Annotated in this window: 28 protein-coding genes; 15 read left to right on the top strand and 13 right to left on the bottom strand. The window is 64.5% G+C overall.

Annotated features, from left to right (window positions below):
* Nucleotides 1-191 precede the first annotated feature (191 nt).
* The 4 genes from rpsF to rplI are packed head-to-tail and all read left to right on the top strand — an operon-like array spanning nt 192 to nt 1,801.
* Complete coding sequence (gene rpsF / locus MUN85_RS03565) at nt 192-479, top strand: 30S ribosomal protein S6 (RefSeq protein ID WP_092565500.1); 288 nt, start codon at nt 192-194, stop codon at nt 477-479.
* Nucleotides 480-519: 40 nt separating this feature from the next.
* Complete coding sequence (locus MUN85_RS03560; RefSeq protein WP_092565498.1) at nt 520-1,044, top strand: single-stranded DNA-binding protein; 525 nt, start codon at nt 520-522, stop codon at nt 1,042-1,044.
* A 47-nt stretch (nt 1,045-1,091) separates the two neighbouring features.
* Nucleotides 1,092-1,328, top strand: coding sequence for a 30S ribosomal protein S18 (gene rpsR, locus MUN85_RS03555; protein ID WP_092565496.1), 237 nt, complete (start codon nt 1,092-1,094; stop codon nt 1,326-1,328).
* 23 nt (nt 1,329-1,351) lie between these two features.
* Nucleotides 1,352-1,801 (top strand): 50S ribosomal protein L9, encoded by a 450-nt coding sequence (rplI, locus tag MUN85_RS03550; protein ID WP_250505416.1) that lies wholly within the window; start codon nt 1,352-1,354, stop codon nt 1,799-1,801.
* 134 nt (nt 1,802-1,935) lie between these two features.
* On the opposite strand, the gene MUN85_RS03545 is transcribed toward rplI, so the two are convergent.
* On the bottom strand, nt 1,936-3,456 hold the full coding sequence (locus MUN85_RS03545) for an ATP-binding protein (RefSeq protein ID WP_250505415.1): 1,521 nt from the start codon (nt 3,454-3,456) through the stop codon (nt 1,936-1,938).
* Between the two features lie 337 nt (nt 3,457-3,793).
* Here MUN85_RS03545 and MUN85_RS03540 point away from each other — a divergent pair, with 337 nt between their 5' ends.
* The 9 genes from MUN85_RS03540 (at nt 3,794) to MUN85_RS03500 (ending at nt 12,307) form a co-directional block, all read left to right on the top strand.
* Nucleotides 3,794-4,705, top strand: a complete 912-nt coding sequence (locus tag MUN85_RS03540) for an alpha/beta fold hydrolase (protein ID WP_092565490.1) — start codon at nt 3,794-3,796, stop codon at nt 4,703-4,705.
* A 5-nt stretch (nt 4,706-4,710) separates the two neighbouring features.
* The gene (mhpA, locus tag MUN85_RS03535; RefSeq protein ID WP_250505414.1) at nt 4,711-6,441 is read left to right on the top strand and encodes a bifunctional 3-(3-hydroxy-phenyl)propionate/3-hydroxycinnamic acid hydroxylase MhpA; all 1,731 of its coding nucleotides are present in this window, start codon (nt 4,711-4,713) and stop codon (nt 6,439-6,441) included.
* Nucleotides 6,442-6,451: 10 nt separating this feature from the next.
* On the top strand, nt 6,452-7,402 hold the full coding sequence (locus MUN85_RS03530; protein WP_250505413.1) for a 3-carboxyethylcatechol 2,3-dioxygenase: 951 nt from the start codon (nt 6,452-6,454) through the stop codon (nt 7,400-7,402).
* A complete protein-coding gene (locus MUN85_RS03525) occupies nt 7,403-8,245 on the top strand; it encodes a 2-keto-4-pentenoate hydratase (protein WP_250505412.1) in 843 nt (280 codons plus the stop codon).
* A gap of 2 nt (nt 8,246-8,247) precedes the next feature.
* Nucleotides 8,248-9,177, top strand: a complete 930-nt coding sequence (locus MUN85_RS03520) for an acetaldehyde dehydrogenase (acetylating) (RefSeq protein WP_250505411.1) — start codon at nt 8,248-8,250, stop codon at nt 9,175-9,177.
* A 1-nt stretch (nt 9,178) separates the two neighbouring features.
* Nucleotides 9,179-10,195: a 4-hydroxy-2-oxovalerate aldolase gene (gene dmpG / locus MUN85_RS03515; RefSeq protein WP_092565482.1), complete on the top strand. Its 1,017-nt coding sequence runs from the start codon at nt 9,179-9,181 to the stop codon at nt 10,193-10,195.
* 14 nt (nt 10,196-10,209) lie between these two features.
* Nucleotides 10,210-10,833, top strand: coding sequence for a cysteine hydrolase family protein (locus MUN85_RS03510; protein WP_250505410.1), 624 nt, complete (start codon nt 10,210-10,212; stop codon nt 10,831-10,833).
* Nucleotides 10,830-11,591, top strand: a complete 762-nt coding sequence (locus MUN85_RS03505; RefSeq protein ID WP_250505409.1) for an SDR family NAD(P)-dependent oxidoreductase — start codon at nt 10,830-10,832, stop codon at nt 11,589-11,591. Before MUN85_RS03510 ends, MUN85_RS03505 begins: the two co-directional genes overlap by 4 nt.
* Nucleotides 11,592-11,665: 74 nt before the next feature.
* The gene (locus tag MUN85_RS03500) at nt 11,666-12,307 is read left to right on the top strand and encodes a VOC family protein (protein ID WP_250505408.1); all 642 of its coding nucleotides are present in this window, start codon (nt 11,666-11,668) and stop codon (nt 12,305-12,307) included.
* A gap of 14 nt (nt 12,308-12,321) precedes the next feature.
* Here the strand turns inward: MUN85_RS03500 and MUN85_RS03495 are convergent, their stop codons facing one another.
* From MUN85_RS03495 to MUN85_RS03485, 3 genes are all read right to left on the bottom strand, one after another.
* On the bottom strand, nt 12,322-13,746 hold the full coding sequence (locus tag MUN85_RS03495) for an ATP-binding protein (RefSeq protein ID WP_250505407.1): 1,425 nt from the start codon (nt 13,744-13,746) through the stop codon (nt 12,322-12,324).
* Nucleotides 13,747-14,123: 377 nt separating this feature from the next.
* Nucleotides 14,124-14,504 carry a hypothetical protein gene (locus MUN85_RS03490; protein WP_250505406.1) on the bottom strand — a complete coding sequence of 127 codons (381 nt, stop codon included), beginning with the start codon at nt 14,502-14,504 and terminating at the stop codon, nt 14,124-14,126.
* A 21-nt stretch (nt 14,505-14,525) separates the two neighbouring features.
* A complete protein-coding gene (locus tag MUN85_RS03485) occupies nt 14,526-14,894 on the bottom strand; it encodes a hypothetical protein (RefSeq protein ID WP_250505405.1) in 369 nt (122 codons plus the stop codon).
* 246 nt (nt 14,895-15,140) lie between these two features.
* Between MUN85_RS03485 and MUN85_RS03480 the strand changes: the two genes are divergently transcribed.
* Nucleotides 15,141-15,839, top strand: a complete 699-nt coding sequence (locus MUN85_RS03480; RefSeq protein ID WP_250505404.1) for an SDR family oxidoreductase — start codon at nt 15,141-15,143, stop codon at nt 15,837-15,839.
* 4 nt (nt 15,840-15,843) lie between these two features.
* A complete protein-coding gene (locus tag MUN85_RS03475; RefSeq protein ID WP_250505403.1) occupies nt 15,844-16,770 on the top strand; it encodes a ribokinase in 927 nt (308 codons plus the stop codon).
* Here MUN85_RS03475 and MUN85_RS03470 read toward each other — a convergent pair.
* The 9 genes from MUN85_RS03470 to MUN85_RS03430 form a co-directional block, all read right to left on the bottom strand.
* Nucleotides 16,767-17,489 carry an aminoglycoside 3'-phosphotransferase gene (locus tag MUN85_RS03470; protein ID WP_250505402.1) on the bottom strand — a complete coding sequence of 241 codons (723 nt, stop codon included), beginning with the start codon at nt 17,487-17,489 and terminating at the stop codon, nt 16,767-16,769. The genes MUN85_RS03475 and MUN85_RS03470 overlap by 4 nt on opposite strands.
* A complete protein-coding gene (locus MUN85_RS03465) occupies nt 17,470-18,930 on the bottom strand; it encodes an MFS transporter (RefSeq protein WP_250505401.1) in 1,461 nt (486 codons plus the stop codon). Before MUN85_RS03465 ends, MUN85_RS03470 begins: the two co-directional genes overlap by 20 nt.
* 197 nt (nt 18,931-19,127) lie before the next feature.
* Complete coding sequence (locus MUN85_RS03460) at nt 19,128-19,562, bottom strand: PaaI family thioesterase (RefSeq protein WP_250505400.1); 435 nt, start codon at nt 19,560-19,562, stop codon at nt 19,128-19,130.
* Between the two features lie 9 nt (nt 19,563-19,571).
* Nucleotides 19,572-20,036 (bottom strand): hypothetical protein, encoded by a 465-nt coding sequence (locus MUN85_RS03455; protein ID WP_250505399.1) that lies wholly within the window; start codon nt 20,034-20,036, stop codon nt 19,572-19,574.
* Nucleotides 20,037-20,048: 12 nt separating this feature from the next.
* Nucleotides 20,049-21,656: an acyl-CoA synthetase gene (locus MUN85_RS03450; protein WP_250505398.1), complete on the bottom strand. Its 1,608-nt coding sequence runs from the start codon at nt 21,654-21,656 to the stop codon at nt 20,049-20,051.
* Nucleotides 21,653-22,462: an SDR family NAD(P)-dependent oxidoreductase gene (locus tag MUN85_RS03445; RefSeq protein WP_250505397.1), complete on the bottom strand. Its 810-nt coding sequence runs from the start codon at nt 22,460-22,462 to the stop codon at nt 21,653-21,655. Before MUN85_RS03445 ends, MUN85_RS03450 begins: the two co-directional genes overlap by 4 nt.
* Nucleotides 22,463-22,465: 3 nt before the next feature.
* The gene (locus MUN85_RS03440; protein WP_092565458.1) at nt 22,466-23,047 is read right to left on the bottom strand and encodes an aromatic-ring-hydroxylating dioxygenase subunit beta; all 582 of its coding nucleotides are present in this window, start codon (nt 23,045-23,047) and stop codon (nt 22,466-22,468) included.
* 18 nt (nt 23,048-23,065) lie between these two features.
* The gene (locus tag MUN85_RS03435; RefSeq protein WP_176780775.1) at nt 23,066-24,295 is read right to left on the bottom strand and encodes an NAD(P)/FAD-dependent oxidoreductase; all 1,230 of its coding nucleotides are present in this window, start codon (nt 24,293-24,295) and stop codon (nt 23,066-23,068) included.
* 3 nt (nt 24,296-24,298) lie between these two features.
* Nucleotides 24,299-24,643 (bottom strand): bifunctional 3-phenylpropionate/cinnamic acid dioxygenase ferredoxin subunit, encoded by a 345-nt coding sequence (locus MUN85_RS03430; RefSeq protein ID WP_250505396.1) that lies wholly within the window; start codon nt 24,641-24,643, stop codon nt 24,299-24,301.
* Nucleotides 24,644-24,645: the final 2 nt, after the last annotated feature.

The following is a 24,645-nucleotide window of genomic DNA, read 5'->3' as shown; positions in this document are numbered from 1 at the left end:
CGCGGCAAGCGGAAGACCGGCGTTCGTCACAGCTGCCGATAACGCCTAGATACACGCGGAGGCCTGCACTATAGTGGGAGATTGTGCTGTCGGCACCGGCAGAAATCTGCTGGCCGTCGATACTCACACGCATCACCCTCCTGTCACGGAGAGACCGTGACCGACTAGACCACAGGAGGTGGGGTTAACGAATGCGTAACTATGAACTCATGATCATCCTCGATCCCGAGGTGGATGAGCGTTCCGTAGGGACCACGCTGGACAAGTTCCTCGAGGTCATCACCAAGTCCGGTGGCACCGTGGACGTCGATATCTGGGGCAAGCGTCGTCTTGCTTATGACATCAACAAGCGTTCCGAGGGCATCTACGCGGTCGTCAACATGACCACGACGCCTGAAAGCGCCAAGGAGCTCGATCGCGTGCTCGGTCTTTCCGAAGCCGTCATGCGCACCAAGCTCATCCGTCCGGACGCGCACTAAGCGCATCCGAGCCCGTCGTCACTGAGAACAGGAAGCAATCATGGCAGGCGAAACCCTTATCACCATCGTTGGCAATCTCATCGCCGATCCCGAACTCCGGTTCACCAATTCTGGTGCACCCGTCGCGAATTTCACCGTGGCGTCGACCCCGCGGAACTTTGACCGCGAGACCCGCGAATGGAAGGACGGCGAAACGCTGTTCATGCGCTGTTCGGTCTGGCGCGACTACGCCGAAAACGTCGCTGAGTCCCTCACCAAGGGCATGCGCGTGATGGTTCAGGGCCGCCTCGTGCAGCGCAACTGGGAAACTCCCCAGGGCGAAAAGCGCTCCACCGTGGAACTGCAGGTCGACGAAGTCGGCCCCGTGCTGCGCTTTGCGACCGCTAAGGTCCAGCGCTCCCAGCGCGGCGGATCCAGCTATGGCGGCGGCCAGGGTGGCGGCCAGTCCTACTACCAGGGTGGCCAGCAGTCCTCCGGCGCGGACTACAACGCACCGGCCGGTGGCTCTCAGAACGACCCGTGGGGAACCGGCGGCTCGAGCTTCGATAACGAGCCCCCGTTCTAACCCGAACACCGAACGCTTTTTCACACTTTTATTTCGAGGAGACAACCATGGCGAAGCCTCAACTTCGCAAGCCGAAGAAGAAGATCAGCCCACTGAAGACCGTCAAGGTCGGAAACGTGGACTACAAGGACACCGCTCTGCTGCGTAAGTTCATCTCGGACCGCGGCAAGATCCGCGCCCGCCGCGTGACCGGCGTGTCCGTCCAGGAACAGCGCGCCATCGCGAAGGCCGTCAAGAACGCCCGCGAAATGGCCCTGCTGCCCTACACCAGCTCGAACCGCTAACAGCTAAGGGAGGAGAGAACTAGATGAAGCTCATTCTTACCCACGAGGTCTCCAACCTTGGCACTGCCGGCGACGTCGTCGAGGTCAAGGACGGCTACGGCCGTAACTTCCTGCTGTCGCGCGGCCTGGCCACTCCGTGGACCAAGGGCGCCCAGAAGCAGATCGACCAGATGAAGGCCGCCCGCAAGGCCCGCGAGATCGCCTCCGTTGAGGACGCCCGCGCCCTGCGCGACGCCCTGCAGGCCAACTCCGTCACCATCGAAGAGCGCGCCGGCGAGTCCGGTCGCCTCTTCGGCGCTGTCTCCACCAAGGAGATCGCGGACGCGGTTGAGTCCCAGCTCGACAAGAAGATCGATCGCCGCACCATCGAGATCGGTAACCCGATCAAGTCGGTTGGCGAGTACAAGGTTTCCGTGAAGGTGCACCCCGAGGTCCAGGCCACCCTGGATGTCGTGGTCAAGGCCGCCAAGTAAGGCCCACCCACCAAACCACGTCACGGCCGGTCCAAGGAGCAATCTTTGGACCGGCCGTTTCGCATACCAGCGTTGGCGGGGATCCCTACTTTCGGCCTAACCTAACCGAACCTAACCGGGAGGTAGGTTGATGGTTAGGTAGATTTAGAGATTCTCTCCCCTTTAGAACTGCCCTGGGGAACAAGGCGGTATCGGCGCCGCGGGCTATACGTCGCGTCAGTCGCTTCGATCTTTCCCTCCGCAATCAAGTCATTCAGGTGACGAACTATAGTTGTTCTGCTCAAGCCAGAGGCGTCTATAAGGTCGGAAGACGACAGTGACTTCCCCTGCGAAAGAGCATGCATGATGGCACCTCTCGTGCTGCGAATGCCCTTGCTCTCCTGCTCCGCAGGAGTAAGACGTCGTCTAAACATCGTGATTTTGAAATGGGTGGGAGAGTCCGTGGGAATCGGATCTTGCATAAGCGCTTTGCGTAGAGCTTCCGCGATAATCGCGTATCCAGTCCCACGATTCTCTGCCACCGCTCCTCCATCTACCGATTGCACGTCTTCCAGGAGCCTTGAAAGGCTGGCGTTCCGGGACGATGAAGTTCCTGCCCGGCCGAGTGAATCAACTGTTATATTTCCGAAGAGTCCACCGGGATTAATGATCTCCATGCGATCCACATACATGTCGACTTGAACTGGAGTGCCTCTAGACATAGGAGAATAGTCGCGATGCATGAGCGCGTTGGTGATGGCTTCTCGTACAGCTTCAAGTGGATAGTCTGGTAGGTCTTTTCGGAAGGCGCCCTCGATCAATCCGCCGGTGCGCATGTTTCGGCTAACCGCTGCGACTGTATCCTCGACCATTTCCGGAATTGAGCCGTCAATGGAACGAGAATCAAGCAGCCTAGCTCCTCCGGAAAGCACGTCCGCCTTGGTAGTGCCGGGATAGACCGCAAACGCTACATTCAGTCGGGGGAAAAATTCCTGTGGGTAATCGCCGAGAGCGAGAAGACCCGCAAGGGTGGGGTGGTCAGTCTCGCCAGTATCCCTGCCGATTACGTGGAGCCTGCGTAGCGCTACTTCGCGTCCGCCCTTGACTGCACGAGGCTTAGTTGTTTGTAGGCGCGCTAAGAGGTTGGCGACTGCGCGCCCGTCTAGGTCGGATAGGTCCGCATCGATGACGGTTTCGCGATCGAAAAGAGGTTGGGAGCGATTCTCGCTCATGCGGTCGATCTCATAGGGAGTGAGTAAGCGGTTTCCGTCGTGTGACCTTATATAGCTACCACCGTACTTTCCTTGGCTTGTGACGAAACACGGGCGCTCCGCGGGCGGAAGTGCCACCACCTTGGCGACGACAACAGCTCCCTCCTCAAAGGGAATTATCGATATCGGAAACCGAAGGGCTGGAGAGAGATCATTGGCCGCAATCCCCGTTAGAGTATCTGCCCCAGCCTTAGCATCAAATCCCTGAACTGGGATAAAGCCTTCTTGCTCGTTCAACCCGAGGATAAGTGTTCCGCCGTTGCCATTGGCGAAAGCGGACATCGTTGCGCGAAGATCTTTTGGTATTCCTCTGGCCGCAGTCTTCACCTCGACCGATTCTGTATCAGTTCCGATTTTGCGCAGAGCTTGGATCAGCTTCCGCACATCCGCTTCGGCGTCCGTCATCCCTAGCCTCTTTCGAAGAACCTCACGCGTGCCCTACATCGTACCTAACCAGGAGAAAAGTAGGTGGTTAAGTTGTGAAAGGGGTGTCGGGTCAGTGGTTTTGTCTTGTATTCGTGCGGGGCTTACTTGTGTAAAGGGTTCCTTGTAGCTACTTCCAGACACCTAACCTAACCGAACCTAACCAGGAGAAAGGTAGATGGTTAGGTTGGTGTAAGGTTTACCACCAGGCGGCACAAAACTGCTCATGTTTCACGCGATGGAACAGTTCCCCGACGCTGGGGCACGCGCGCTCGTACAGTCAAAGTAAGGCACGCAATATCCGAGCAAAGGAGCAGTAATGTCTCAGCAGGTTATCGAATCCGACGGCAGCATCAACGGCCGGCCGTACACCTCGGTGTGGGACGATCTCGCGGAAGTCGAGTTCTCTCAGGGCTACCTGCAGGCCGGGCCTTATAAGACCCGCTACCTGCACGCCGGCTCGGACGACAAGCCGCTGCTGCTCCTGCTGCACGGCGTCACTGGCCACGCCGAAGCCTACGCCCGTAACCTGGCGGCACACGCCGAGCACTTCAACGTTTACGCGATCGACTTCATCGGTCACGGTTACTCCGCCAAGCCCGAGCATCCGCTGGAGATCAAGCACTACGTCGACCAGGTCCTCGCCGTCATCGAGGCCCTCGGCTACGACAAGGCCTACCTGTCTGGCGAGTCCCTCGGCGGCTGGACCGCCGCCCGCCTCGCCCAGCTACACCCCGACAAGGTTGAGCGCGTCGTCCTCAACACCATGGGTGGCACGATGGCCAACCCCAAGGTCATGGAGCGCCTGTACACGCTGTCAATGGAGGCGGCAAAGGACCCGTCCTGGGAACGTGTGAAGGCCCGCCTGGAATGGCTCATGGCCGACCCGACCATGGTCACCCCCGACCTCATCCGTACCCGTCAGCGCATCTTCCAGCAGCCCGACTGGCCCATGGCGTGCGAGATGAACATGGCGCTGCAGGACCTGGAGACCCGCAAGCGCAACATGCTCTCCGACGACGACCTGCGCGAGATCCAGGCACCCGCGATGGTGCTGTGGACGACGAAGGACCCCTCGGGCCCCGTTGATGAGGGCGCACGCATCGCGGACCTCATCCCGAACGGCCACCTGCAGGTGATGGAAAACTGCGGACACTGGCCGCAGTACGAAGACACCGAGACCTTCAACAAGCTCCACCTGGACTTCCTGCTCGGCAAGGCGGAGGCCTAAGGACCATGGCTGAGGAGAGCAATCGCGAGGATGTTGATGTCCTCATCGTCGGCGCCGGGCCCGTCGGCCTGACCCTGGCGAACCTGCTCGGTGGCTACGGCGTCTCGGTGCTGCTCGCCGAGGCGCGCAGCGACCTCATCGACTACCCGCGCGGCGTCGGACTGGATGACGAGTCCTACCGCACGATCCAGGCGATGGGGCTCATCGAGCCCGTGCGGCCGCACACCAACCCGAACCACATCGTCAAGATCGTCAACGGCAAGGGCCGCGTCCTGACCGCGAACAATCCCACGAGCGAACCCTTCGGGTTTGCGCGCAAGCACGGCTTCATCCAGCCGCTCGTGGACCGCGCCTTCTTCGAGGGCCTGGATCGCTATGAGCACGTGAACGTCGCTTTCGAGCACATGCTCATCGGCTTGGAGGAGTCGGGCGACTTCGTCACGGCGACGCTCGAAGTCGGCCCGCGCGACATGGACGGCACGACCGGCCCGCTGCCGGGCACGAGCCCGACCACGCGCCAGGTGCGCGCAAAGTTCGTCGTCGGCTGCGAGGGTGGACGCTCCTTTACCCGCAAGTGGCTGGGCGCGACCTTCGTCGGCGAATCGCCCTCGACTCGCTGGCTCGTCGTCGATGTGGAAAACGACCCCGTCGGCACGCCCGGCGTGTACCTCGGGGCCGATCCGAAGCGGCCGTATGTCTCGATCGGGCTGCCGCACGCGGTGCGGCGCTGGGAGTTCATGCTGCACGAGGATGAGCCCTCCGATGCGAGCGAGGATGACGCCTTCGTGCACGGTCTGCTCACCCCGCACGTGCCGGATCCGACGAGCCTGCAGGTCATTCGTCGCCGCGTCTTTACCCACCACGGCCGCGTCGCGGACACCTTCCGCTCCGGCCGCGTCATCATCGCGGGCGATGCCGCCCACCTCATGCCCGTGTGGATGGGGCAGGGCTTTAACTCGGGCCTGCGCGATGCGACCAACCTCGCGTGGAAGATCGCGACGCTCACCCGCGGCCAGGCGGGCCTCGACCTGCTCGATACTTACGACGCGGAGCGGCGCGAACACGCCAAGGCCATGGTCGACCTATCGATGACCATGGGCAATTTCATCAAGCAGCAGGACAAGCGCGTGGCGCTTGTGCGCGATTCCGTCTCGACCGCGCTCGGGGCCGTGCCGCAGATCAAGTCCTACTTCTCCGAGATGCGCTTCAAGCCGATGCCGCGCTACACCCGCGGCGTGCTCGTCGATCCCAATACGCTCGCCCCCGGCCGCGCGGCCCCGAAAATCACGCGCGATCTCATCCCCGTCGCGACGGCCGAGAACTGCGATTCGCCCGTCGGCGTCCAGTTCATCCAGCCGCGCGTGAGCGTCGCGGGCCAGGACGGCCCGATTCTGCTCGACGATGCGCTCGGCCCGTGGTGGGCGATCGCCGCGTGGGGCAATGACCCCCGGCGCCACCTCGCGCCCGAACTGCTCGACAAGGCACGCGAGCTCGGCATGAGATTTGCGTGCATCGTTCCCGAAACCCAGCGCCCCTGGGCCGAAGCCGCCTACGAGGCCGCCGATGACTTCGTCGTCATCGGCGATCACACCGGTGCGCTCAAGAGATGGTACGACGACCGTCCCGTCTCCGTTGTGTTCATCCGTCCCGACCGGTTCGTGGCCGCGGCGGTGCTCGCGCAGGAGGCCTCTCCTGCGTTCCGGTCCCTGCTCGCCGCACTCTCGTCCACGATCTAAGGAGCCCATCATGCCCGTTGCCCTGCTCACGATGTCCCACTCGCCGCTGCTCGAACACGCCAACCCGCCCGAAGAGGTCGCCGAGGCCGTCCAGGGCGCATTCGCCGAGGCGCGCGAGTTCGTCACAGCATTCGATCCCGACCTCATTATCAACTTCGGCCCGGACCACTACAACGGCTTCTTCTACGACCTCATGCCGCCGTTTTGCGTCGGCTTTGCGGCCGTCGGCACCGGCGACTACAACTCCTTCGACGGCGAGCTGAACGTCCCGACGGAGATCGCCCAGGATCTCGCGCAGTACATCATCGACCAGGACCTGGACACCGCGATCTCGCGTCGCATGGAGGTCGACCACGGCGCCGTGCAGCCGATCGAGATCATGTTCGGCGAGCGAGTCGCGGAGCTGTCGGTCATTCCCGTCTTCGTCAACGGACTTGCCAAGCCCTTCATGCGGATGGCGCGTGTGCGCAAGCTGGGGGACGCCGTCGGCGCCTTTGTGAAGGAGCACCTGGCCGACAAGAAGGTGCTGTTCATCGGCTCCGGTGGCCTGTCCCACGAGCCGCCGGTTCCGCAGTGGGCGACCGCGACCGAGGAACAGCGCAAGTTCCTGCTCGAGGGCCGCCACCCCACCCCCGAGGCACGCGCCGCCCGCGAGGCCAACACGATCGCCGTCGCGAAGGCCTTCGCCGCCGGTGAGGCCGACATTCGCGACCTCAACCCCGAGTGGGACGCCGCCTTCATGGACATTTGCCGCTCCGGCGAGCTCGAGCGCTTCGATGCCTTCACCGCGGAGGACATGGCCGAAGAGGCCGGGCGTTCCTCGCACGAAACCCGCACCTGGGTCGCGGCATTCTCCGCGCTGCGCGCGGCCGCCGGCAACTACGACGTCACCTACGAGTTCTACCGGCCGATCCGCGAATACATTGCGGGCTTCGGCGTCATGACGGCCAAGGAGGCCTAAGTGGACGGCAAGGACATCACAGACGGGGACGATACCCCGACGTCTCGCACGGCCCAGCTGGCCGAGGCCTCGCGCGACGTGCTCGAGGCCTACGCGACGGGCGTGCCGATCGCCCCGCTGCGCGAGACGATCGAGGGCCTGAGCCTGGATGAGGCCTACGAGATCCAGCTGCTGCAAGAAGAGCAGGCGCTCGCGGAAGGGCGAAAGGTCGTCGGTCGCAAGATTGGGCTGACCTCGCTCGCGATGCAGCGCCAGCTCGGCGTCGACTCGCCCGATTTCGGTTTCTTTACCGACGACGTCGTTTTCTACGACGACGCCGAAATCCCCGTCGAGCATTTCATCTCGCCGAAGGTCGAACCCGAGTTTGGCTTCTACCTCGGCGCGGACCTCACGGGCGAGGTGAGCCTGGATGAGGCGATCGAGGCGATCGCCTCGGTGCACGCCGCGATCGAGATTATCGATTCTCGCATCCGCGACTGGGACATCCGCCTCGTCGACACCGTCGCTGATAACGCCTCGCTCGGCGCCGTCGCCGTCTCGCGCGAACCGCTCGACCTCGACATCGCCGATCTCGCGAGCACCCGCTGCGCGCTGCTGATCGACGATGAGGAGGTCGGGGCCGGCACTGGCGCCGACGTCATGGGACACCCCGCGGCCCCGCTCGCGTGGCTCGCGACGACGCTCAGCAAGCGCGGCGTGCACCTGAAGAAGGGCGACCTCGTGATCCCCGGGTCCTTCTGTGCGGCACACGCGGTTGAAGCGGGATCGCGCGCCACCGCAGACTTTGGTCAGGCCGGCGCGCTCACCATCACCTTCGGCGCGGGCCCCACAGTTAAGGAGTAGGCATGAGCCAGAAAAAGTACACGGCGGCGATCGTCGGACCGGGCAACATCGGGACCGACCTCATGTTCAAGCTCATGCGCCGCTCCGAGTGGATCGAACCCGTCTACATGGTGGGCGTCAAGGACTCCGAGGGCCTGCGCCGCGCCGCGAAGCTCGGCCTGGAGACGAGCGCCGAGGGCGTGGACTGGCTGCTGGAGCAGTCCGACCTGCCCGACTTCGTCTTTGAAGCCACGAGCGCCAAGGCGCACCTGGCAAACGCGCCGCTCTACCGCGAGGTCGGGATGCGCGCGATCGATCTGACGCCCGCCGCGATCGGCCCCTACGTCTGCCCGCCGGTGAATCTGGAGTCGATGCCCGACGTCATGAACGTCAACATGATTACGTGCGGAGGCCAGGCCACGACGCCGATCGTCGCCGCCGTCTCCGACGTCGTCCCCGTCGAATACGCCGAGATCGTTGCCTCGATCGCGTCCAAGTCGGCCGGGCCCGGCACCCGTGCCAACATCGATGAGTTCACCGAGACGACGGCCGCCGCGCTGCGCGTGGTCTCGCGCGCCAAGCAGTCCAAGGCGATCATCATCCTGAACCCCGTCGAGCCGCCGATGCTCATGCGCAACACGGTCTACTGCTCGCTGCCCGCCGAGGCCGCCGCCCCCGGCGCCCTGCAGGATCAGGTCAACGAGTCGATCGCGCGCATGGTCGAGCGCGTCCAGGAATACGTCCCCGGCTACCACCTGACGGCGGACCCGCAGTTCGATGAGGCCCGCGAGGATTGGCGTGGCTGGGGCCGCGTCACCGTCCTCATCGAGGTCAAGGGCGCCGCGAACTTCCTGCCGGAATACGCCGGCAACCTCGACATCATCACCGCCGCCGCCGCGCGCACCGGTGATCTGATGGCCGAGCGGATGAGCTCCGCTCAGAAGGGAGCCTGACATGGCCCAGTACAAGGTTCGCCTGACGGACACCACCCTGCGCGATGGCTCGCACGCGATGCGCCACCGCTTCACCGAGGACCAGGTCCGCAAGGTCGTGCGGGCCCTCGATGACGCGAACATGCCCGTCATCGAGGTCACCCACGGGGACGGCCTCGCCGGCTCCTCCTTCAACTACGGGTTTTCCGCCGTCGACGAGATGGTCCTCATCCAGGCCGCGGCCGAGGAGTCCAAGAACGCGAAGATCGCCGTCCTCATGCTCCCGGGCCTCGGCACGATCACCGAGATGAAGGAAGCGCACCTGCGCGGCGCGAAGGTCGTGCGCATCGCCACGCACTGCACCGAGGCGGACGTCTCGATCGAGCATTTCCACGCCGCGCGCGAGCTCGGCCTGGAAACGGTCGGCTTCCTCATGCTCTCGCACCGCATCTCCCCGAGCGAGCTCGCCGCCCAGGCGCGCATCATGGCCGACGCTGGCTGCCAGTGCGTCTACGTCGTCGATTCCGCGGGCCACATGATCATGGAGGACGCCTACGACCGCGTGGACGCCCTCGTCCAGGAACTCGCGGGCGACGCCGAAGTGGGCTTCCACGGCCACCAGAACCTGTCCTTTGGCGTGACGAACTCCGTGTACGCCGTGCGGGCGGGCGCCACCCAGATCGACGGCACCCTGCGCGGCCTGGGCGCCGGCGCGGGCAACTCCCCGACGGAGGTGCTCGCCGCGGCCTTCGAACGCCTCGACATCGAAACTGGCGTGGACGTCAACGCCCTCATGTTCGCCTCCGAAGAGGTGCTGCGCCCGATGATCACGCGCATGCCGGTCATGGACCGCGCCTCGATCATGCAGGGCAAGGTGGGCGTGTACAACTCCTTCCTGCTGCACGCCGAGCGTGCCGCCGAACGCTACGGGCTCGCCGCCCACGACATCCTGGAGGAAGTCGGGCGCCGCGGCTACGTCGGTGGGCAGGAAGACATGATCATCGACGTCGCGGTTTGGCTGCAGGGCCAGTCCCGCTAGCCGATGATGGTGTCATGACGAGAGACCCGAACGAACGCCTCACCCTCGTCGGCCCCGGGCTCGCGCTCGTGATCGTGCACATGCAGCACGATATCGTCGACGCCGACCGTCCCTTCGGCGCGCTCTTTGCGCCCGAAATCGAGGCGAAGAACGTTGTCGCCGCCTGCGCCCGCGCCGCCGATGCGGTGCGGGCCGCCGGCGGCCTCGTGATCTTCGCGCGCATCGCCTTTGACCCAAGCGGGGATGACCTGCACGCCAACATCCCGCTGCTCGCCATGGCCAAGGACGCCGGCTGCCTCATCGACGGCACCCCCGGCGCCGAGATCATCGAGCAGTTGGACGTCACGGACGATGACGTCGTCCTCACGCACACCCGCCCGGGCCCATTCACCGGCACCGAGCTGGAAAAGATCCTGCACGATCAGGCGATCCGCGACGTCGCCGTCGCCGGCGTAGCGACGAACGCCTCCGTCGAGGCCACGATCCGCCAGGCCGGCGATCTCGGCTTCTCACCATTCGTGCTATCAGACGCCTGCGCCGCGGCCGATGACGCCCAGCACGAGGCCTCGCTTGCCACCATGGGCGGCCTGTTCGCCTCGGTCATCACCGTCGAGCAAATGACGGAGGCCCTGCCATGAGCGTCGCCGTCATCACCGGTGCCGCCTCCCCGCACGGGATCGGCTTCGCCATCGCCAAGCGCCTGGCCGCCCGCGGCCTCGATCTCGTCCTGATCGACCTCTCCGAGGACGTCACCGCGCGCGCCGACGAGCTCGCCGGCCAAGGGGTTCGCGCCCTCAGCCTCACCTGCGACCTAACCGATGAGGAAATGGTGACGAGCGCCGTCTCCGCCGCGACGGAGTTTGCCGTTGCGGGCGGCGGCCACGTCGAGGTCCTCGTCAACAACGCCGGGATCGCCTCGCCCACCCGGATCGCGGACATCACCCACGACGAGTGGCACACCCTCATGGACGTCAACCTCACCGGGATGTTCCTGCTGACGCAGGCCTTCGGCGTCGCAATGCGCGAGCGCGGCGGCGGCGCGATCATCAACATGTCCTCGATCTCCGCCCAGCAGGGCGGCGGCAACTTCGCGGGCGCCCACTACGCCGCGAGCAAGGCGGCCGTCCTCGGCTTCACCAAGGCCGCCGCCCGCGAACTCGCGCCCGGGGGAGTCGCGGTCAATGCCGTCGCGCCCGGCCTCATCGACACCGACATCACCTCGGCCGTGCTGCGCGAAGCCGAGGAGTCCGGCGAGACGAAGTTCGTCGCCGGGATCCCCGCCGGGCGGCCCGGCACGCCGGATGACGTCGCAAGCGCCGTCGAGTTCTTGGCGCTGGACGCCGGATTCGTCGTCGGCCAGGTCATCTCCGTCAACGGCGGCGCCTACCTGCCGTAGCCCTTGATCAGGACAGGACAAATCGAACCCCGTAGGGTTGAACCAGTTCTGACATCGAAGGGGAAGCCTCGAACATGAGCCGCGTCGATCACCTCGTTATCTCCGTTCCCGACATCGATACCGCAGCCCAGGAGTGGGACGAGGTGGGCCTGCCCTCCTCTCCCGGCGGCACCCACCCAGGTGGCACCGTCAACGTCCTCATCCGCGGCTCACAGCACGCCTACGTCGAACTCATCGCCGCCCCCGAAGGTGCCGACAACATCTGGTCGGAACGCGTGCGCAATACGCTCGGCCCGCTGTCGTGGGCAATTTGCGTGCCCGATATCGAAGCCGCCTGCCGAGCCGTGACGGAAGCCGGCTTCGAGCCCGGTGACATCCGCGACGGCGCCCGAACCACGGAGTCCGGCGAGGAGTTGTCCTGGCGCATGGTGGACCTCGGCGAGCAGCCGTTCGACGCGAAGCTGCCCTTCTTGATCGAGTGGATCAAACCGATGAGCGACGGTCCCGCCCACGGGCCCGTCCTGATCGGCATGTGCGTCGAAGTGGAGCATCCCTCCGAGCTCGAAAAACTCTTAGACGCCCTCGACTTTGACGACAAGGACGTGACCGTCGCGCTCGCCGAGGGCGACCGCGGACTCGTCTCAGCCACATTCAGAACTCAAGAGCCAGTCGCCGAAGTTGCCGAGCTTAACGGGCTGACAGTCAACCTGCACTGAGGCCGCCGAATGGCCTAAGAATGAGAGATGCTCCAGGTGGCTCGGGGGTCAGTCTCTGATTTGCCCGACCAGGTTACGAGTCCTTCTTCCCGGAGTTTCGTCAAACAGCTTCGAGCCGTCGGATTACTAACTCCCGCATAGGAAGCGATGTCACCTGTCCCACCGGCCCCGCCTAAGCTTCGGAGGGCATGCAGGACTTGCTCCGCTCGAGCAGGCAATCGTCGACGTTGATCTTCCGTAATCCGCGAAACGAAAGGAAGTGTCAGTGTGATATGCATGGGCTTCTGTTGATACATAGGTTTAGCTCGCCCAGCTTGTTCCATTTCGTCGAAAATGCGTCGGATCCCTTCGCCGAGTTCTTGAGCCAATCCCAGATCGGTGCATGTTCTTGCGATTCGAGGGTTGCGCGCGTAGCGCGGAATATTAAGCGGATTATCGAGCGAAGAAGAATGGTAGAACTTGCCGGGGTTGGTTATCTCCATGCGGTCGTCGAAAATCTCCACCCGGGTGTGGTCGCCGCCAAGACTGTATGACCGATGGATTGCGGCGTTGACTATCGCCTCCAACCAAGCATCGCGAGGAACGGGGCTCGTCGCCTGGAACTTTCCGTCTTCCCCAAGCGCTTTGCGTACCGGCAAGTTAGCCTCGACCCAGGCAGAAGCCGTCTCGATTGCGTCCGAGATCGGTCCGTCAGTTCGCTGATCAAAGGTGATGTTCTGGCTAGCACCGGTTTGTCGTAACGTTCCCTGAAATCGACAGACTCGGATAAAGGCTCCAGGCACTATTTGGGTTGGATTAGTGGAGAAGAGAAGAGCAGCCGCCACCGTGACCCCTCCGTCTAAATTGGTCAGACCACGAGACTTCAGTAGGTGAGCGAGTTCTCGGCTAGCGCCAGAACGCTCATAAAAGTCATCAAGGGTATGGCTGTCCAGATCACCTACCGTGAGCCCTGGAATGACTGTTGCTTCATAGTCTTCTACACCACGTTCATATTCGAACTCTGTTAGCTCTTTCCGGTTGAGCTTATGGTTGGAATCTCCTGTGCGTCGGTAGCATGTCCCGTCGGTTAAATAATGAACGGCGGCACTAGGGTGCACGATAAAGACAAGTAGAGAAGCCTGTTCGCCATCGTCGTCAATGACATCGACCTCCTGGACTTCGCAAGCGAGGGGAGGTTCGATGTGGTGACGGGGGGCTTGGCGGAGTGAGTTACTCCGCACAGTGAAGTCCGGTCGGTGTTGAATTTTCTTGTTCTCGATTCCTACAACGACTATTCCACCTTCGGCATTTGCGAACGCCGTAAGGGTCTCCGCGAGCTTTTTTGGCGCGATGCTGAGGGACTTACGGTCGAACCATTGGTCTTCGGGTCTTTCGCTCAACTCGAGACCTCGTTGCTCGGGCCGCTCTTCGAGTACGGCTTCAACGCTAAGGCGTGGCATACCGCTAGTGTATCGCAGGCCACTCGCTGTTACTCGAAAATTTTGGAGTAGTTTTCTAGTAGGCGTGGGGGTCTTGAGGCTTGTGGGTGTGGAGTCCGCATGATTTCGCAGGTGCCCCGTCAGGACGGAGCATGGTGCTACTCGAAAACTGCTTTCGAGTAGATTTTCTAGTAGCCGGGCTCGGCGCCGTGTTTTCCGCGCAGTCTTGCGGGTTTTCGCCTGTCTGGCGGCTACTCGAAAATTTTGGAGTAGTTTTCTAGTAGGCGTGGGGGTCTTGAGGCTTGTGGGTGTGGAGTCCGCATGATTTCGCAGGTGCCCCGTCAGGACGGAGCATGGTGCTACTCGAAAACTGCTTTCGAGTAGATTTTCTAGTAGAACTAGCTGCTCAGTCCGAAAGTCTTCAGCAACCGCGGCCGGGCCTCGCGGAACCAGGCGAGGAATTCGCGAGCTAGCGGGTGGGAGCGTGCTTGCGTGACGGCGATGACGAGACTATCTCTGATGGCCTGTTGCTGCTCACGTAAGGGGAGTTTCGCTAGCTCCGTATAACGCTCGGCTGCTTCCTTGGAGGCGGTGGCGGCCTCAGTGCGCCAGCGCCCGTCAAACCACCCGACCATGGGACAGAACTGCGTGGTAGGGGAGCCTTCGGGGCACGACTGCGCCTCGGGGGACCACGTTTCCGGGTCTTCCGGTTCATAGAGTTTTGAATCGGCGTCAATCGCTGCTTGCTTCAGGTGGTCGAGTGGTTCCGGAAAATCCACGGTCTTGTAGTAGGAGGCGAGTTAGATCCGGAAATACTGCTGGAGTTCGATGATCTGGTCCTCGGGCCCCATAGCGGTCAGGACGTCGAGTTCGTCGTGGGGTTGGGCATCGCCTGAGGTTCCCATCTCGGGATCCTTGGAGGCAGCTTTGCGGGATTCCTCTGCGGCTTCGATGAGGGAGTTGTGTTCCTGTCCGGGTTCGCTCCAGCCTCGATAAGGACACAGTGTTGCGCCGGGCAGGCTCACACACTCGAGGAAGTCGCGAAGTTCGAAGCCTGACAGGCGATCCGGTTGCTTCTTGATGTCCTCGAGATCAGCGATGAGGTCAAACAGGGGCTTAGTAGCATCGCTTCCAATGGCATCGGACAGCGATGGAGCGGTACCGCTCATGGTTTAAGTGACGGCGAGCGACTGAACGTGAGAGGGGTGCCGGGAGTCGGCTTCACTGCGAGCCTTCGTGAGTTCCTTGATGAGGAGCTGGAGTTGGTGGCTCGCGCCGAACCGCTGCAGGCGACGGACCTTGTACGTGGTGGTGTTATCTCGAGGCTAACGAGCAGCATTCGTCGATAGAACCGCCTGCGGTTGGATTACGGTTCAACCTCGCGACTGACAGTAGGGCCCGCATAGGCTGGGGGTATGACGAATTCTCGCCCCACTGCACTGATCACCGGAGCTTCGCGCGGGATTGGCCGCGCCATCGCCATCGAACTGTCGACGACGCACGACCTCATTGTCGGAGCCTCGAGCGACGACTCCCTCGTCGACCTCATCGCCGAGATCCCCGGATCCCGCTCCTTTGTCGCCAACCTGACGAGCCCCAAGGATATTGCTCGGGCCGTTTCCGAGCTTCGCCTCGAGCGACTCGACGTGCTCGTTCATTCCGCCGGCGTCGTGGGCGGTGAACACGTCGCGGAGACGCCCTGGTCCGAATACGATCGGGTGTTTTCGATCAACGTCTATGCCGTTGCCGAGTTGACCCGGCTCCTCCTGCCAGCGCTGCGCGAAGCAGGCGGTCAGGTGATCGCGATCAATTCCGGGTCCGGATTCCGCTCTGGGCCGGGAAGCGCCGTCTACTCGGGATCGAAGTTCGCACTGCGAGCGCTGACCGATGCGCTGCGGGAAGAAGAGCGCGGAAAGGTTCGCGTCAGCTCCATCCATCCCGGTCGCGTCGATACTGACATGCAGGTCGAGCTGCAAGAAGCAGCGGGAAATACGAACTATGACGGATCGATCTACCTCAGGCCTGAGTCCGTTGCGGCGGCTGTCCGGCTCGCCGTGGATGCGACGGACGAGGCGACGATCGAAGAGCTGTCTATTCGGCCCGTGAAGCAGTAGCTCGATGGCTGGGTCAGTTGTCGTCGTCGGATCGATCAATTGCGACTCCTATGTCGAGGTGAGCGAGCATCCGAAGCCGGGTGAGACGATCCTCGGGCTGGCCTCCTCACGCAGCTCGGGCGGTAAGGGCGCAAACCAGGCCGCGGCCGCCACGATTTTTGGGGCCCCGGTGGGGATGCTCGGTGCTGTCGGGCAGGACGACGATGGCGAGTTCGTTGTGGGTGAGCTCGGCAAGCGGGAGGTTGATACCTCGCACGTGGCGGTGGTCGGGGAGCCGACGGGGCGGGCGCTCGTCACCGTGGACTCGCGCGGGGAGAACACCGTCATCGTGCTGCCGGGCGCTAATGCGACGGTGACGCCGAGCTCGCTCGCGGACCGCGAGGCGATTATCGCTGGCGCCGATGTCGTCGTAACGCAGGGCGAGATCCCCGCCGATACGATCGAATGGCTCGCTGGTGTCGTGACCGGGCGGCTCGTGTGCAATCTCGCTCCGGTGGTCGAGGTCTCAAAGGAGACGCTTGCTCGCTTCGATCCGCTCATCGTCAACGAGCACGAGGCAATGGACCTGCTGCGGCAACTCGGGCGCGATGGCGAGGTCAGCCAAGGCGGCGAGGCCGAGCAGATCGGGTGGGAGCTGGTGGAACGGCTGAGCGAACTCGAGTTGTCGAGCATCGTCGTGACGCTGGGCGATGAGGGCGCGATCTGGGCGGATCACACCGGCCGCGCGCACGTACCCTCGGTCCCGGTGAAGGCCGTCGATACGACGGGTGCGGGCGACTGCTTCGTCGGGGTCCTTGCCGGGGCGCTCGCGGACGGCCAGACTCTAGCTGAGGCGACCGAGCTTGCCGCGCGTGCCGGCGCCTTTGCCTGCCAGGCGATGGGGGCGCAGCCCTCCTACCCGAAGAGCCTCGTGGACCTCGAGGCGCTCTAGGTCGCCTCCCACAGCGCCTCGTAGTAATCGAGGCGCTCGTGGTCGGGCTCCAGCCCATAGGACTCGATAAACAGCTCGCGGTAGCCGGGCCCGTAATTCCACGTCGTTGCGAGCGCACCGACGGCAATGTCTGCCCACCGGTCGGCCACGCCGAGCGCACCGAAGTCGACGAATCCCGCGAGCGATCCGTCATCGAGCAGCAGCGTGTTCGGGCTGCAGGGATCGCCGTGGCAGACGACGGGCCGGTCGATCTCAGGGGCATGGTCAAAATCGGGTGGCACCTCGATGCCGCGTTCGCGCGCGTTGCGGATCCGGGCCGGCGCGGACCACTGCCAGCGGCACGATTCCACCGGAAGCGAGTCGTGCAGAAAGCGCAGCGACCGGCCAAGCGCGCGCACCGCGGCCTCGGGCTGTTCGATCCAGAACGGGTCGACAGCGCTGCGACCGGGCAGCGCGCGAGTGACCAGCCACTCGTGCGTCCAATCCTCTCCGGTATCGAGCACCTCGGGGCAGGGGACGTAGGCGCCAGCCCAGCGCAGTCGCTCGGCCTCGCGCGCCATGGAGGTTTCCAGATTCTTCGGACCCCACGTGATGAAGCGCTCGCCGGCCGAAAAGGTCAGGCCGCCGAGCTCATTCGTCCACACGCATCGCACCTCGTCGCTGCCTGCCAGCTCCATAACGATTGGCGGAGCAGCGACGTCATCCGTAGGAATCGACATGTTGCCAGGTTAGTCGCAGACGCGAAGCGGCGGCGGCCGAAAGGATCCGACCGCCGCCACTTACTGGCATGGAGTTAGCCGCGCATGGCCCCTCACGCGCCAGACGGGGGTGGGTTTCCTTGGAGAAGGCCACCGCCGCGCCGGAGATCGCGAACAGGATGACGAGGTAGATACCAACGCTCCAGATGCCGTCGGTGTTGTACACGTCGCCGGACTGCAGGAAGCGGTTGGCCACCAGCGGGATGAGGCCGGCGCCGAGGACCGAGCCCATCTGGAAGGTGAGGGAGGAGCCGGTGTAGCGGGCGTTGGTCTCGAACTTTTCGGACAGGAACGCGCCGATCGGGCCGTACATGGAGGCCTGGATGATCGGGTTACCGAGGATGAAGGCCATGCCGACGAGGATCGGCTTGCCCGAGGAGAACATGAGGAACATGGGCCAGATCGCGATCATCGAGAACAGCGCGCCGGCGAGCATGACGGGCTTGCGGCCGACCTTATCTGAGACCCAGGCGAAGAACGGGATCGTGAAGATGTGCAGCACAGAGGACACGGTCAGCATGAACAGGGCCGAGTCGCGGGTGATAGCGCCCTCGGAGGCTTGCACGACGTAGGGGACCATGACGACCATGAGCAGGGCCTGAACTGCGAGGGGAGCAGCGCCGGCCAGAGAGCCCGTGATGACTTCCTTGGGGTACTTGGTGAACATCTGCTTCAGCGGCGTCGCGCGCTCGGTGAAGCCATGGTGCTTAGCCTCTTCGAAGTCCGGGGACTCGGTTACGCGCAGACGCAGGTACAGGCCGATCAGCACGATGACGGCTGACAGCAGGAAGGGTACGCGCCAGCCCCAGGAGAAGAATTGCTCATCGGGCAGGGTGGCGAACAGGCCGAGCATGAGGGTGGAGAGCACGGCGCCGGTCGGGCCACCGGTCACGGCGATTGAGGCGCCGAAGCCACGGGACTTCTTGGTGGAGTGTTCCATCGCCATGAGGGTGGCGCCCGCCCATTCGCCGCCGACGGCAAAGCCCTGGGTGATGCGCAGGAAGACGAGTGTCAGCGGGGCTGCGACGCCGATGGCGCCATAGGTCGGCAGCAGGCCGATCCCGATGGAAACGATACCCATCACCATGAGGGTAATGAACAGCATGTTCTTCCGGCCGAAGCGGTCACCGAAGTGGCCAAAGAGCAGACCGCCGATGGGGCGGGAGATGTAGCCGGTGAACAGGATGACGTAGGACAGGAAGGTGCCCATCGCCGGGTCGAGTTCGGAGAAGAACAGCGGCGGGAAGACGATGCCGGCCGCGGCACCGTACAAAAGGAAGTCGTAGTATTCGACGGTCGATCCGAGGAAGGAGGAGACCAGCGCGCGGCGTGACTCCTTCTTGTGCTCAGCACTCCCCTCAGGGGCGCGGCCGACCTTCGTGGTAGCGGTGGTATCTGACATGGTCTCTCCCGGTGCAGGGGCCCTTCGCTGGGCCGATGTCGATTGTGGGGGTGACCTGATTCTTCGGTTGACGCCGATGGTCGCGCTGAGGCTGTTCCACCTAGCGGAACGTGACCGGGGTCATAGAGATGGTATACAGCGCGTAAAAAACGGCCGGGCAACCCTCGCGCGAGGATTGCCCGGTCGGCTGCAGCGTTTTAGCGCTGCGTGACCACGTAGGTCGTCACGACGTTGGTCAAAAGCTTGCCATGTTCGTCGCAAACTTTGGTATCGGTGACGATGAGGGTGCGCCCGGCGCGCACGATCGTGGCGGTGGCCGTTACGTCCCCGGACTTCGTGTTGGACACGACGTTGATCGAGGATTGCACGGCCAGCGGGAAGACGCCCTCGGCGACGTTGAGCATGGCGAGCCAGGTGCCGGTGACGTCGGCGAGCCCGAACATCGCGGGCGCCGAATACATCCCGGCGGGCTGGGTGACCTCGCGGCGCAGCGGCATCCCGACGACCACTTCTTCCGGGGTTCCGGACACGGGGTAGAGGGCGAGCGTCGCGGCGACGTCGTCGACGCCCTCGTAAAACTCGTTCCAGCGTTCGATGAAGGGATCGCCCGCGGGGTTGTCAACGACGGTCATTGCAGCCTCCTAGTGGCCGGCGCGCGTTTCGATCGCGCGCGGTTCCTTCAGCACCCACTCGGGCTCTGCCACGAGCAGCGAGAGCTCGATATCGCCCGGAATCTCGACGTCGACGACATAGCGGTAGCCGGCCCGCTCGCCGAAGTCGATCGCCGGAATATCGCCCGCATTCGTGGCGAGCACGATCCGGCGGCAGGCGCTATCGTGCTCGAAGATCTCGTGCGTGGCGGCCCACAGGGCCTGCGGATCCTCCGTGTGGACCTCGACCTCCAGGTCGCGGGCGCCGACGGGGTAGGCCTCCGACAGGCGGCCCGTCAGCGTGTGGCGCACGGCCACCGAGCCCAGGTCCGCGCCCTCGCGCGTGACCTGATAGGAGGTTTCCCAGCCCTCGGGGCCCGGCGCGGTGCTCACCTCGAATTCGTCGCCGGGGCGGTCATCGGAGTAGAGAATTCCGGGTAGCTCTTGGCGCGTCATTGCGGGTCCTTCCTAACCTTGGATCTCGGTGGCCCCCGAGGCCACCATGTCACGGATCGAGCGCTTGTCGAGCTTGCCCGAGGAGTTTCGCGGGACGGCGTCGACGAGCACGAGTTTCTTCGGCAGCTTGTAGCGGGCGAGGTGGCGGTCGCAGAACTCGCGCACCTGCTCAATGGTGGGCTCGGCGCCGCCCTCCATCGCCATGACGGCGACGACGTTCTCGCCCCACTTCGGGTCCTTTTGACCGACGACGGCGACGTCGGAGCAGCCGGGGTATTCGATGAGGACGCGCTCGACCTCGGCGGGGTAGACGTTCTCGCCGCCGGTGATGATCATGTCCTTGAGGCGATCGACGATGAAGAGGTAGCCGTCCTCGTCGGCGTAGCCGATGTCCCCGGAGCGGAACCAGCCCTCGTGGAAGGCGGCCTCGTTGGCCTCGGGCGCGTTCCAGTAACCGGGGGTCACGTTCGGGCCGCGTACCCACATTTCGCCGGTTTCGCCGGGCGTCGTCACGTCCTCGAGCATGACGGGATCGACGAGCTTGACCTCGGTGTGCAGCATCGAGATGCCGCAGGAGCCCGTTTTCTCCTTCGTCATGGCCGCGGGCAGGTAGGTAGCAAACGGCGAGGTCTCCGTCAGGCCCCACGCCTGCTGGACGTCCACGCCCTTTTCCGAATACTTCGCGATGATGACGGGCGGCACGGGCGCGCCCGCGCAGATTGTTGCGCGCATGGAGGTGAGGTCCGCGCCCTCGAACTCGGCCTGGTTGCTCATGACAAGCAGCTGGGCGGGCACGACGAAGGCGGAGTTGATGGCGAAGTCCTCGATGTCCTTCAGCGTGCGCACGGGATCGAACGCGCGGCGCACGACGGTCGTGTTGCCGCGCTCAAAGGCCCGGATCGTGAAGGAGTTGAGTGCGCCGATGTGGAACATCGGCGCCACGGCGAGGTTCATGTCCCCGACGCGGGTATCGACCGAGGTATCGACGTTGACGGAGTTCCACCAGATATTGCCGAACGTCAGCTGCACGCCCTTCGGTACGCCCGTCGTGCCCGAGGTGAACAGCAGCAGCGCGAGATCGCGCATCCCGGCCTGCTTGGGGGCGGGCAGATCCTCGCTGACGTCGCTAAAGACCTCCGAGGCGCGATGCCAGTAGGGCGGGGCGCCCGCGGCGGCCTCGACGGCCGGGTCGTTGTCGATGAGGAAGATGTGGTGGCGCTGGGCGCCGTAGACGTGGGAGAGGACCTCGGCGTGGGAGGATTCGACGATGATCGAGTGCGGGGTGCCGCGCACGAGCAGCTCGGAGATTTCGGCGGGCGCGAGGCGGAAGTTCAGCGGCGTGAAGACGGCGCCGAGCCACCAGGTGGCGAACATCGTTTCGAGGAACGCGGCCGAGTTCATGCCGAGGTAGAGGATGCGGTCGCCGTCCTTGACGCCCGAGGCGCGCAGCCGCGAGGCGATCGCCTTGACGTTGCGCGTGAACTCGGCGTAGGTCAGCTCCTGATCTTCGTAGATTAGCGCGAGTTTATTCGGCGTGAAATGCGCGTTGCGGGCGAGGAAGCTCGCGGGGTTGAGGTCGATCTCGTCGATCGAGGCCGTAAGCGAGTGATCGATCTTCATTGCTGATCTCCTTGGGCGGCGGAATAAAACCCTCGGGCGGAAATGCCGCCGTCGGCGCGGATGATGGAGCCGGTGATCATGGCCGATTCCTCGCGGGCGGCGAGCATGACGTACGGCGAGGTAAACGCTTGCGGATCCGTGGGCGAATCGTGCAGCGGGATGTAGGGGTTGGGCCCGGGCCCGCGCCGATCGAAGGAATCGGCGAGCGAGCGGTCATCGAGCCCGAGGGTAGCGGGGCCCGACAATCCGGTGCGCACCCCACCGATCGCGACGCCGTTGACGCGCACGCGAGGGGCGAATTCGTGGGCGAGCTGGATGACGAGGCCGCGGGCCGCGAACTTCGAGGCGGTATAGAGCGCGCCCCCGCCCGCGGCGTAGAACGAGGCGTTGGACAGCGTCATGACGATCGCGCCGAGGGAGGCCTGCAGCGCGGCGGCCGCGGCCTGGGCGGCGAGCAGATAGCCGAGGACGTTGATCCGCATGATCTCGTCGAAGGCGTCGGAAAGCTCGGCGGCGCTCAGGCGGGTCAGGCGGCGCTGGTAGTCCCAGATGCCGGCGTTCGGCACGAGGACGTCGAGGCCGCCGAAACGCGCCTCGCACATCGCGACCGCGTCGGCCAGGGCCGCGCCATCGCGCACGTCGGCCTCATAGGTGACGAGGCGCTCGCGGGGGGCGATCGCGCTCGTGTCGCGGTCCAGGGCCAGGACGGAGGCGCCTTCGGCAAGGAAGCGCTCGGTGATCGCGGCGCCCAGCCCGGACGCCGCCCCCGTGACGAGGGCGGCAGTAGCAGGCAGGCGCGGGCTCATGGGCTAGAAGAACGTCGAGATGTTCTTGACCATGAGGACGTTGACATCGAACAGGATCCGGCGCTTGGCGACCTTGAAGGAGCCGTCCTCACCGATACGCACGACGTCGCGGCGCTCCCCGGCGTACCAGTCCTGTTCGCGCTCCAGGCGGGAGCGCCACACGATGAAGTTGGTGCGCGCGGTCAGCTCGCCCTCGCCGCTGTGGCGGGCGGTGAGGTTGGAGATGAGGTGGCGCGTGCGCGAGGGCGGATCCTCGGCCCAGGCCATGCCGGAGTCGAAGCGGCGGATACGCCAGGCCAGCGAGTCCTTCGTCTCGTCGTAAAACGCGGCCTCGTTTTCCTTCGCGATCGACAGCGCCTGCTGGCGACGCATCCGGTTGGAGCGGGTGGGCGCCCAATAGTGCAGGTCCTCGTCGAAGAGTTCCAGCCAGTCGGCGAAGCGGCCGTCGTCGAGCAGTTCGGCCTCGTAGAAGTAGAACTGCTGGAGGCGGTACCACGTCTCGAGATCGACGAGGCTGCCTTCCAGGTCATCGGTGGCGACCGCACCGGCGGCGCCGACCACGTGTTCGTTGGGCTGGGACGTCATGATGCTGCTCCTAGGGGGTTAACGTGCCAATTTCTTAACGTCGATGTCGGGGTTGGCGAGGTCCGCGGGATCGACGATCTTGCCGCGGTCGATGATGCGGCGGGCGGCGCGGACGGCCATGCCGCCATCGATCGCGACGGCGCCGATGACGCGGCCGTCGTCGGCCACGCGGAATGCGAGCTGGGGGCGGCCCTCGACTTCGCGGATAACCGTCGTACCGGGCTCGCTCATGAGGCCGATGCCCTCGACGTGCACGCCGTGGCGGTCGGACCAGAACCAGGAGGAGCCAAATTTCGGCAGCTCGGCGCCCAGGATGGAGGCCGCGGCGGCCTTACCATCGTTGGCGGCGGACTCCCAGTGTTCGTGGCGCCGGGCGAGCGAGCCGTCCTCGTTGCGCAGTCGCGCGACGTCGCCGATCGCCCAGATCCGTTCGTTGCTGGTGCGCCCGCCGGCGTCGACGAGGACGCCGCCCTCCTGCTCGAGTTCGGCGGAGGCCGCGAGCGGGCAGTAGGTGTCGATGCCGATGGCGACGAGGACGACGTCGGCCGCGATCATCGTCTTGCCTTCGGTATCGTGCGCGCCGTCGAGATCGATCGCGAAGGCCTCGCCGTCGTGCGTGATCTCGGTGGGCAGGCCGGTAAAGCAGGTGATGCCGTGCTCGGCGTGCATCGCGTGCAACGCCTCGGCGATCTCGGGGCCGACGGCCGGCACCAGCGGGATCGGCGCCGGATCGATGAGCGTGACCTCGCAGCCGTTCTTCGCGGCCGTGGAGGCGACCTCGGCGCCGATGAGACCGGCGCCGATGATCGCGACGCGAGCGCCCGGAACCAACCGCTCCTTCAGCGCGAGCGAGTCGGCCTTGGTGCGCAGCGTCAGGATGCCGGGCAGGTCCCCGCCGGGGATCGCCAGGCGCCGCGCGCTGCCGCCGGTAGCAAGGACGATGGCATCGGGCTGCAGCGCGTCGCCGGATTCGAGCACGATGCGCCCGGTATCGGGTTCGATGCGATCGGCGCGGTCGGTGACAATCGCGACGTCGTTGTCCTCATACCAGCTGGCGGGCGCCAGAAGCGTGTCATCGGTGGCGAACTCTCCCGTCAGCAGTTCCTTGGACAGCGGCGGGCGGTCATAGGGCAGGCCTTCGGGATCGACGATCGTGAGGCTGCCGGTAAAGCCGCCGGCGCGCAGTTCGCGGGCGCAGGAGAAGCCGGAGATTCCCCCGCCAATAATGACGACCGATGACACGCTCATGGCTCAGTCGCCTTCCGCGGGGGTGCCGGGGAAGAGGTAGACGTCCTCGCCGCGCACCTCGACCTTATGGGTGCGCATGTCCTCGGTGGCGGGCATGCACAGCACCTTGCCCGTGCGCAGGCAGAAGCGCGCCGTGTGCATCGGGCACTCGACCTCCTCGCCTTCGATCCAGCCATCGGCGAGCGAGGCGTCGGCGTGGGTGCACGTGTCATCGAGGGCGTACCACTCGTCGTTATCGGAATGGAAGACCGCGATCTTGGCTTCGAAGCCGGATTCCTCCGGTTCGACGACGATCGCCTCGCCTTCCTCGACATCGTCGATGGATGCGACCTTGATTCCGTCACTCATGG

This window comes from Bowdeniella massiliensis (assembly GCF_023634005.1).
Lineage (GTDB): Bacteria > Actinomycetota > Actinomycetes > Actinomycetales > Actinomycetaceae > Bowdeniella > Bowdeniella massiliensis.
Note: the sequence above shows the minus strand (reverse complement) of the source record. Positions and strands in the feature narration are given on the sequence as shown.

Coding starts and splice junctions, on each gene's coding strand:
- rpsF (WP_092565500.1), top strand. CDS start 192: ATGCGTAACTATGAACTCATGATCATCCTCGATCCCGAGGTGGATGAG.
- MUN85_RS03560 (WP_092565498.1), top strand. CDS start 520: ATGGCAGGCGAAACCCTTATCACCATCGTTGGCAATCTCATCGCCGAT.
- rpsR (WP_092565496.1), top strand. CDS start 1,092: ATGGCGAAGCCTCAACTTCGCAAGCCGAAGAAGAAGATCAGCCCACTG.
- rplI (WP_250505416.1), top strand. CDS start 1,352: ATGAAGCTCATTCTTACCCACGAGGTCTCCAACCTTGGCACTGCCGGC.
- MUN85_RS03545 (WP_250505415.1), bottom strand. CDS start 3,456: ATGACGGACGCCGAAGCGGATGTGCGGAAGCTGATCCAAGCTCTGCGC.
- MUN85_RS03540 (WP_092565490.1), top strand. CDS start 3,794: ATGTCTCAGCAGGTTATCGAATCCGACGGCAGCATCAACGGCCGGCCG.
- mhpA (WP_250505414.1), top strand. CDS start 4,711: ATGGCTGAGGAGAGCAATCGCGAGGATGTTGATGTCCTCATCGTCGGC.
- MUN85_RS03530 (WP_250505413.1), top strand. CDS start 6,452: ATGCCCGTTGCCCTGCTCACGATGTCCCACTCGCCGCTGCTCGAACAC.
- MUN85_RS03520 (WP_250505411.1), top strand. CDS start 8,248: ATGAGCCAGAAAAAGTACACGGCGGCGATCGTCGGACCGGGCAACATC.
- dmpG (WP_092565482.1), top strand. CDS start 9,179: ATGGCCCAGTACAAGGTTCGCCTGACGGACACCACCCTGCGCGATGGC.
- MUN85_RS03510 (WP_250505410.1), top strand. CDS start 10,210: ATGACGAGAGACCCGAACGAACGCCTCACCCTCGTCGGCCCCGGGCTC.
- MUN85_RS03505 (WP_250505409.1), top strand. CDS start 10,830: ATGAGCGTCGCCGTCATCACCGGTGCCGCCTCCCCGCACGGGATCGGC.
- MUN85_RS03500 (WP_250505408.1), top strand. CDS start 11,666: ATGAGCCGCGTCGATCACCTCGTTATCTCCGTTCCCGACATCGATACC.
- MUN85_RS03495 (WP_250505407.1), bottom strand. CDS start 13,746: ATGCCACGCCTTAGCGTTGAAGCCGTACTCGAAGAGCGGCCCGAGCAA.
- MUN85_RS03485 (WP_250505405.1), bottom strand. CDS start 14,894: ATGAGCGGTACCGCTCCATCGCTGTCCGATGCCATTGGAAGCGATGCT.
- MUN85_RS03480 (WP_250505404.1), top strand. CDS start 15,141: ATGACGAATTCTCGCCCCACTGCACTGATCACCGGAGCTTCGCGCGGG.
- MUN85_RS03475 (WP_250505403.1), top strand. CDS start 15,844: ATGGCTGGGTCAGTTGTCGTCGTCGGATCGATCAATTGCGACTCCTAT.
- MUN85_RS03470 (WP_250505402.1), bottom strand. CDS start 17,489: ATGTCGATTCCTACGGATGACGTCGCTGCTCCGCCAATCGTTATGGAG.
- MUN85_RS03465 (WP_250505401.1), bottom strand. CDS start 18,930: ATGTCAGATACCACCGCTACCACGAAGGTCGGCCGCGCCCCTGAGGGG.
- MUN85_RS03460 (WP_250505400.1), bottom strand. CDS start 19,562: ATGACCGTCGTTGACAACCCCGCGGGCGATCCCTTCATCGAACGCTGG.
- MUN85_RS03455 (WP_250505399.1), bottom strand. CDS start 20,036: ATGACGCGCCAAGAGCTACCCGGAATTCTCTACTCCGATGACCGCCCC.
- MUN85_RS03450 (WP_250505398.1), bottom strand. CDS start 21,656: ATGAAGATCGATCACTCGCTTACGGCCTCGATCGACGAGATCGACCTC.
- MUN85_RS03445 (WP_250505397.1), bottom strand. CDS start 22,462: ATGAGCCCGCGCCTGCCTGCTACTGCCGCCCTCGTCACGGGGGCGGCG.
- MUN85_RS03440 (WP_092565458.1), bottom strand. CDS start 23,047: ATGACGTCCCAGCCCAACGAACACGTGGTCGGCGCCGCCGGTGCGGTC.
- MUN85_RS03435 (WP_176780775.1), bottom strand. CDS start 24,295: ATGAGCGTGTCATCGGTCGTCATTATTGGCGGGGGAATCTCCGGCTTC.
- MUN85_RS03430 (WP_250505396.1), bottom strand. CDS start 24,643: ATGAGTGACGGAATCAAGGTCGCATCCATCGACGATGTCGAGGAAGGC.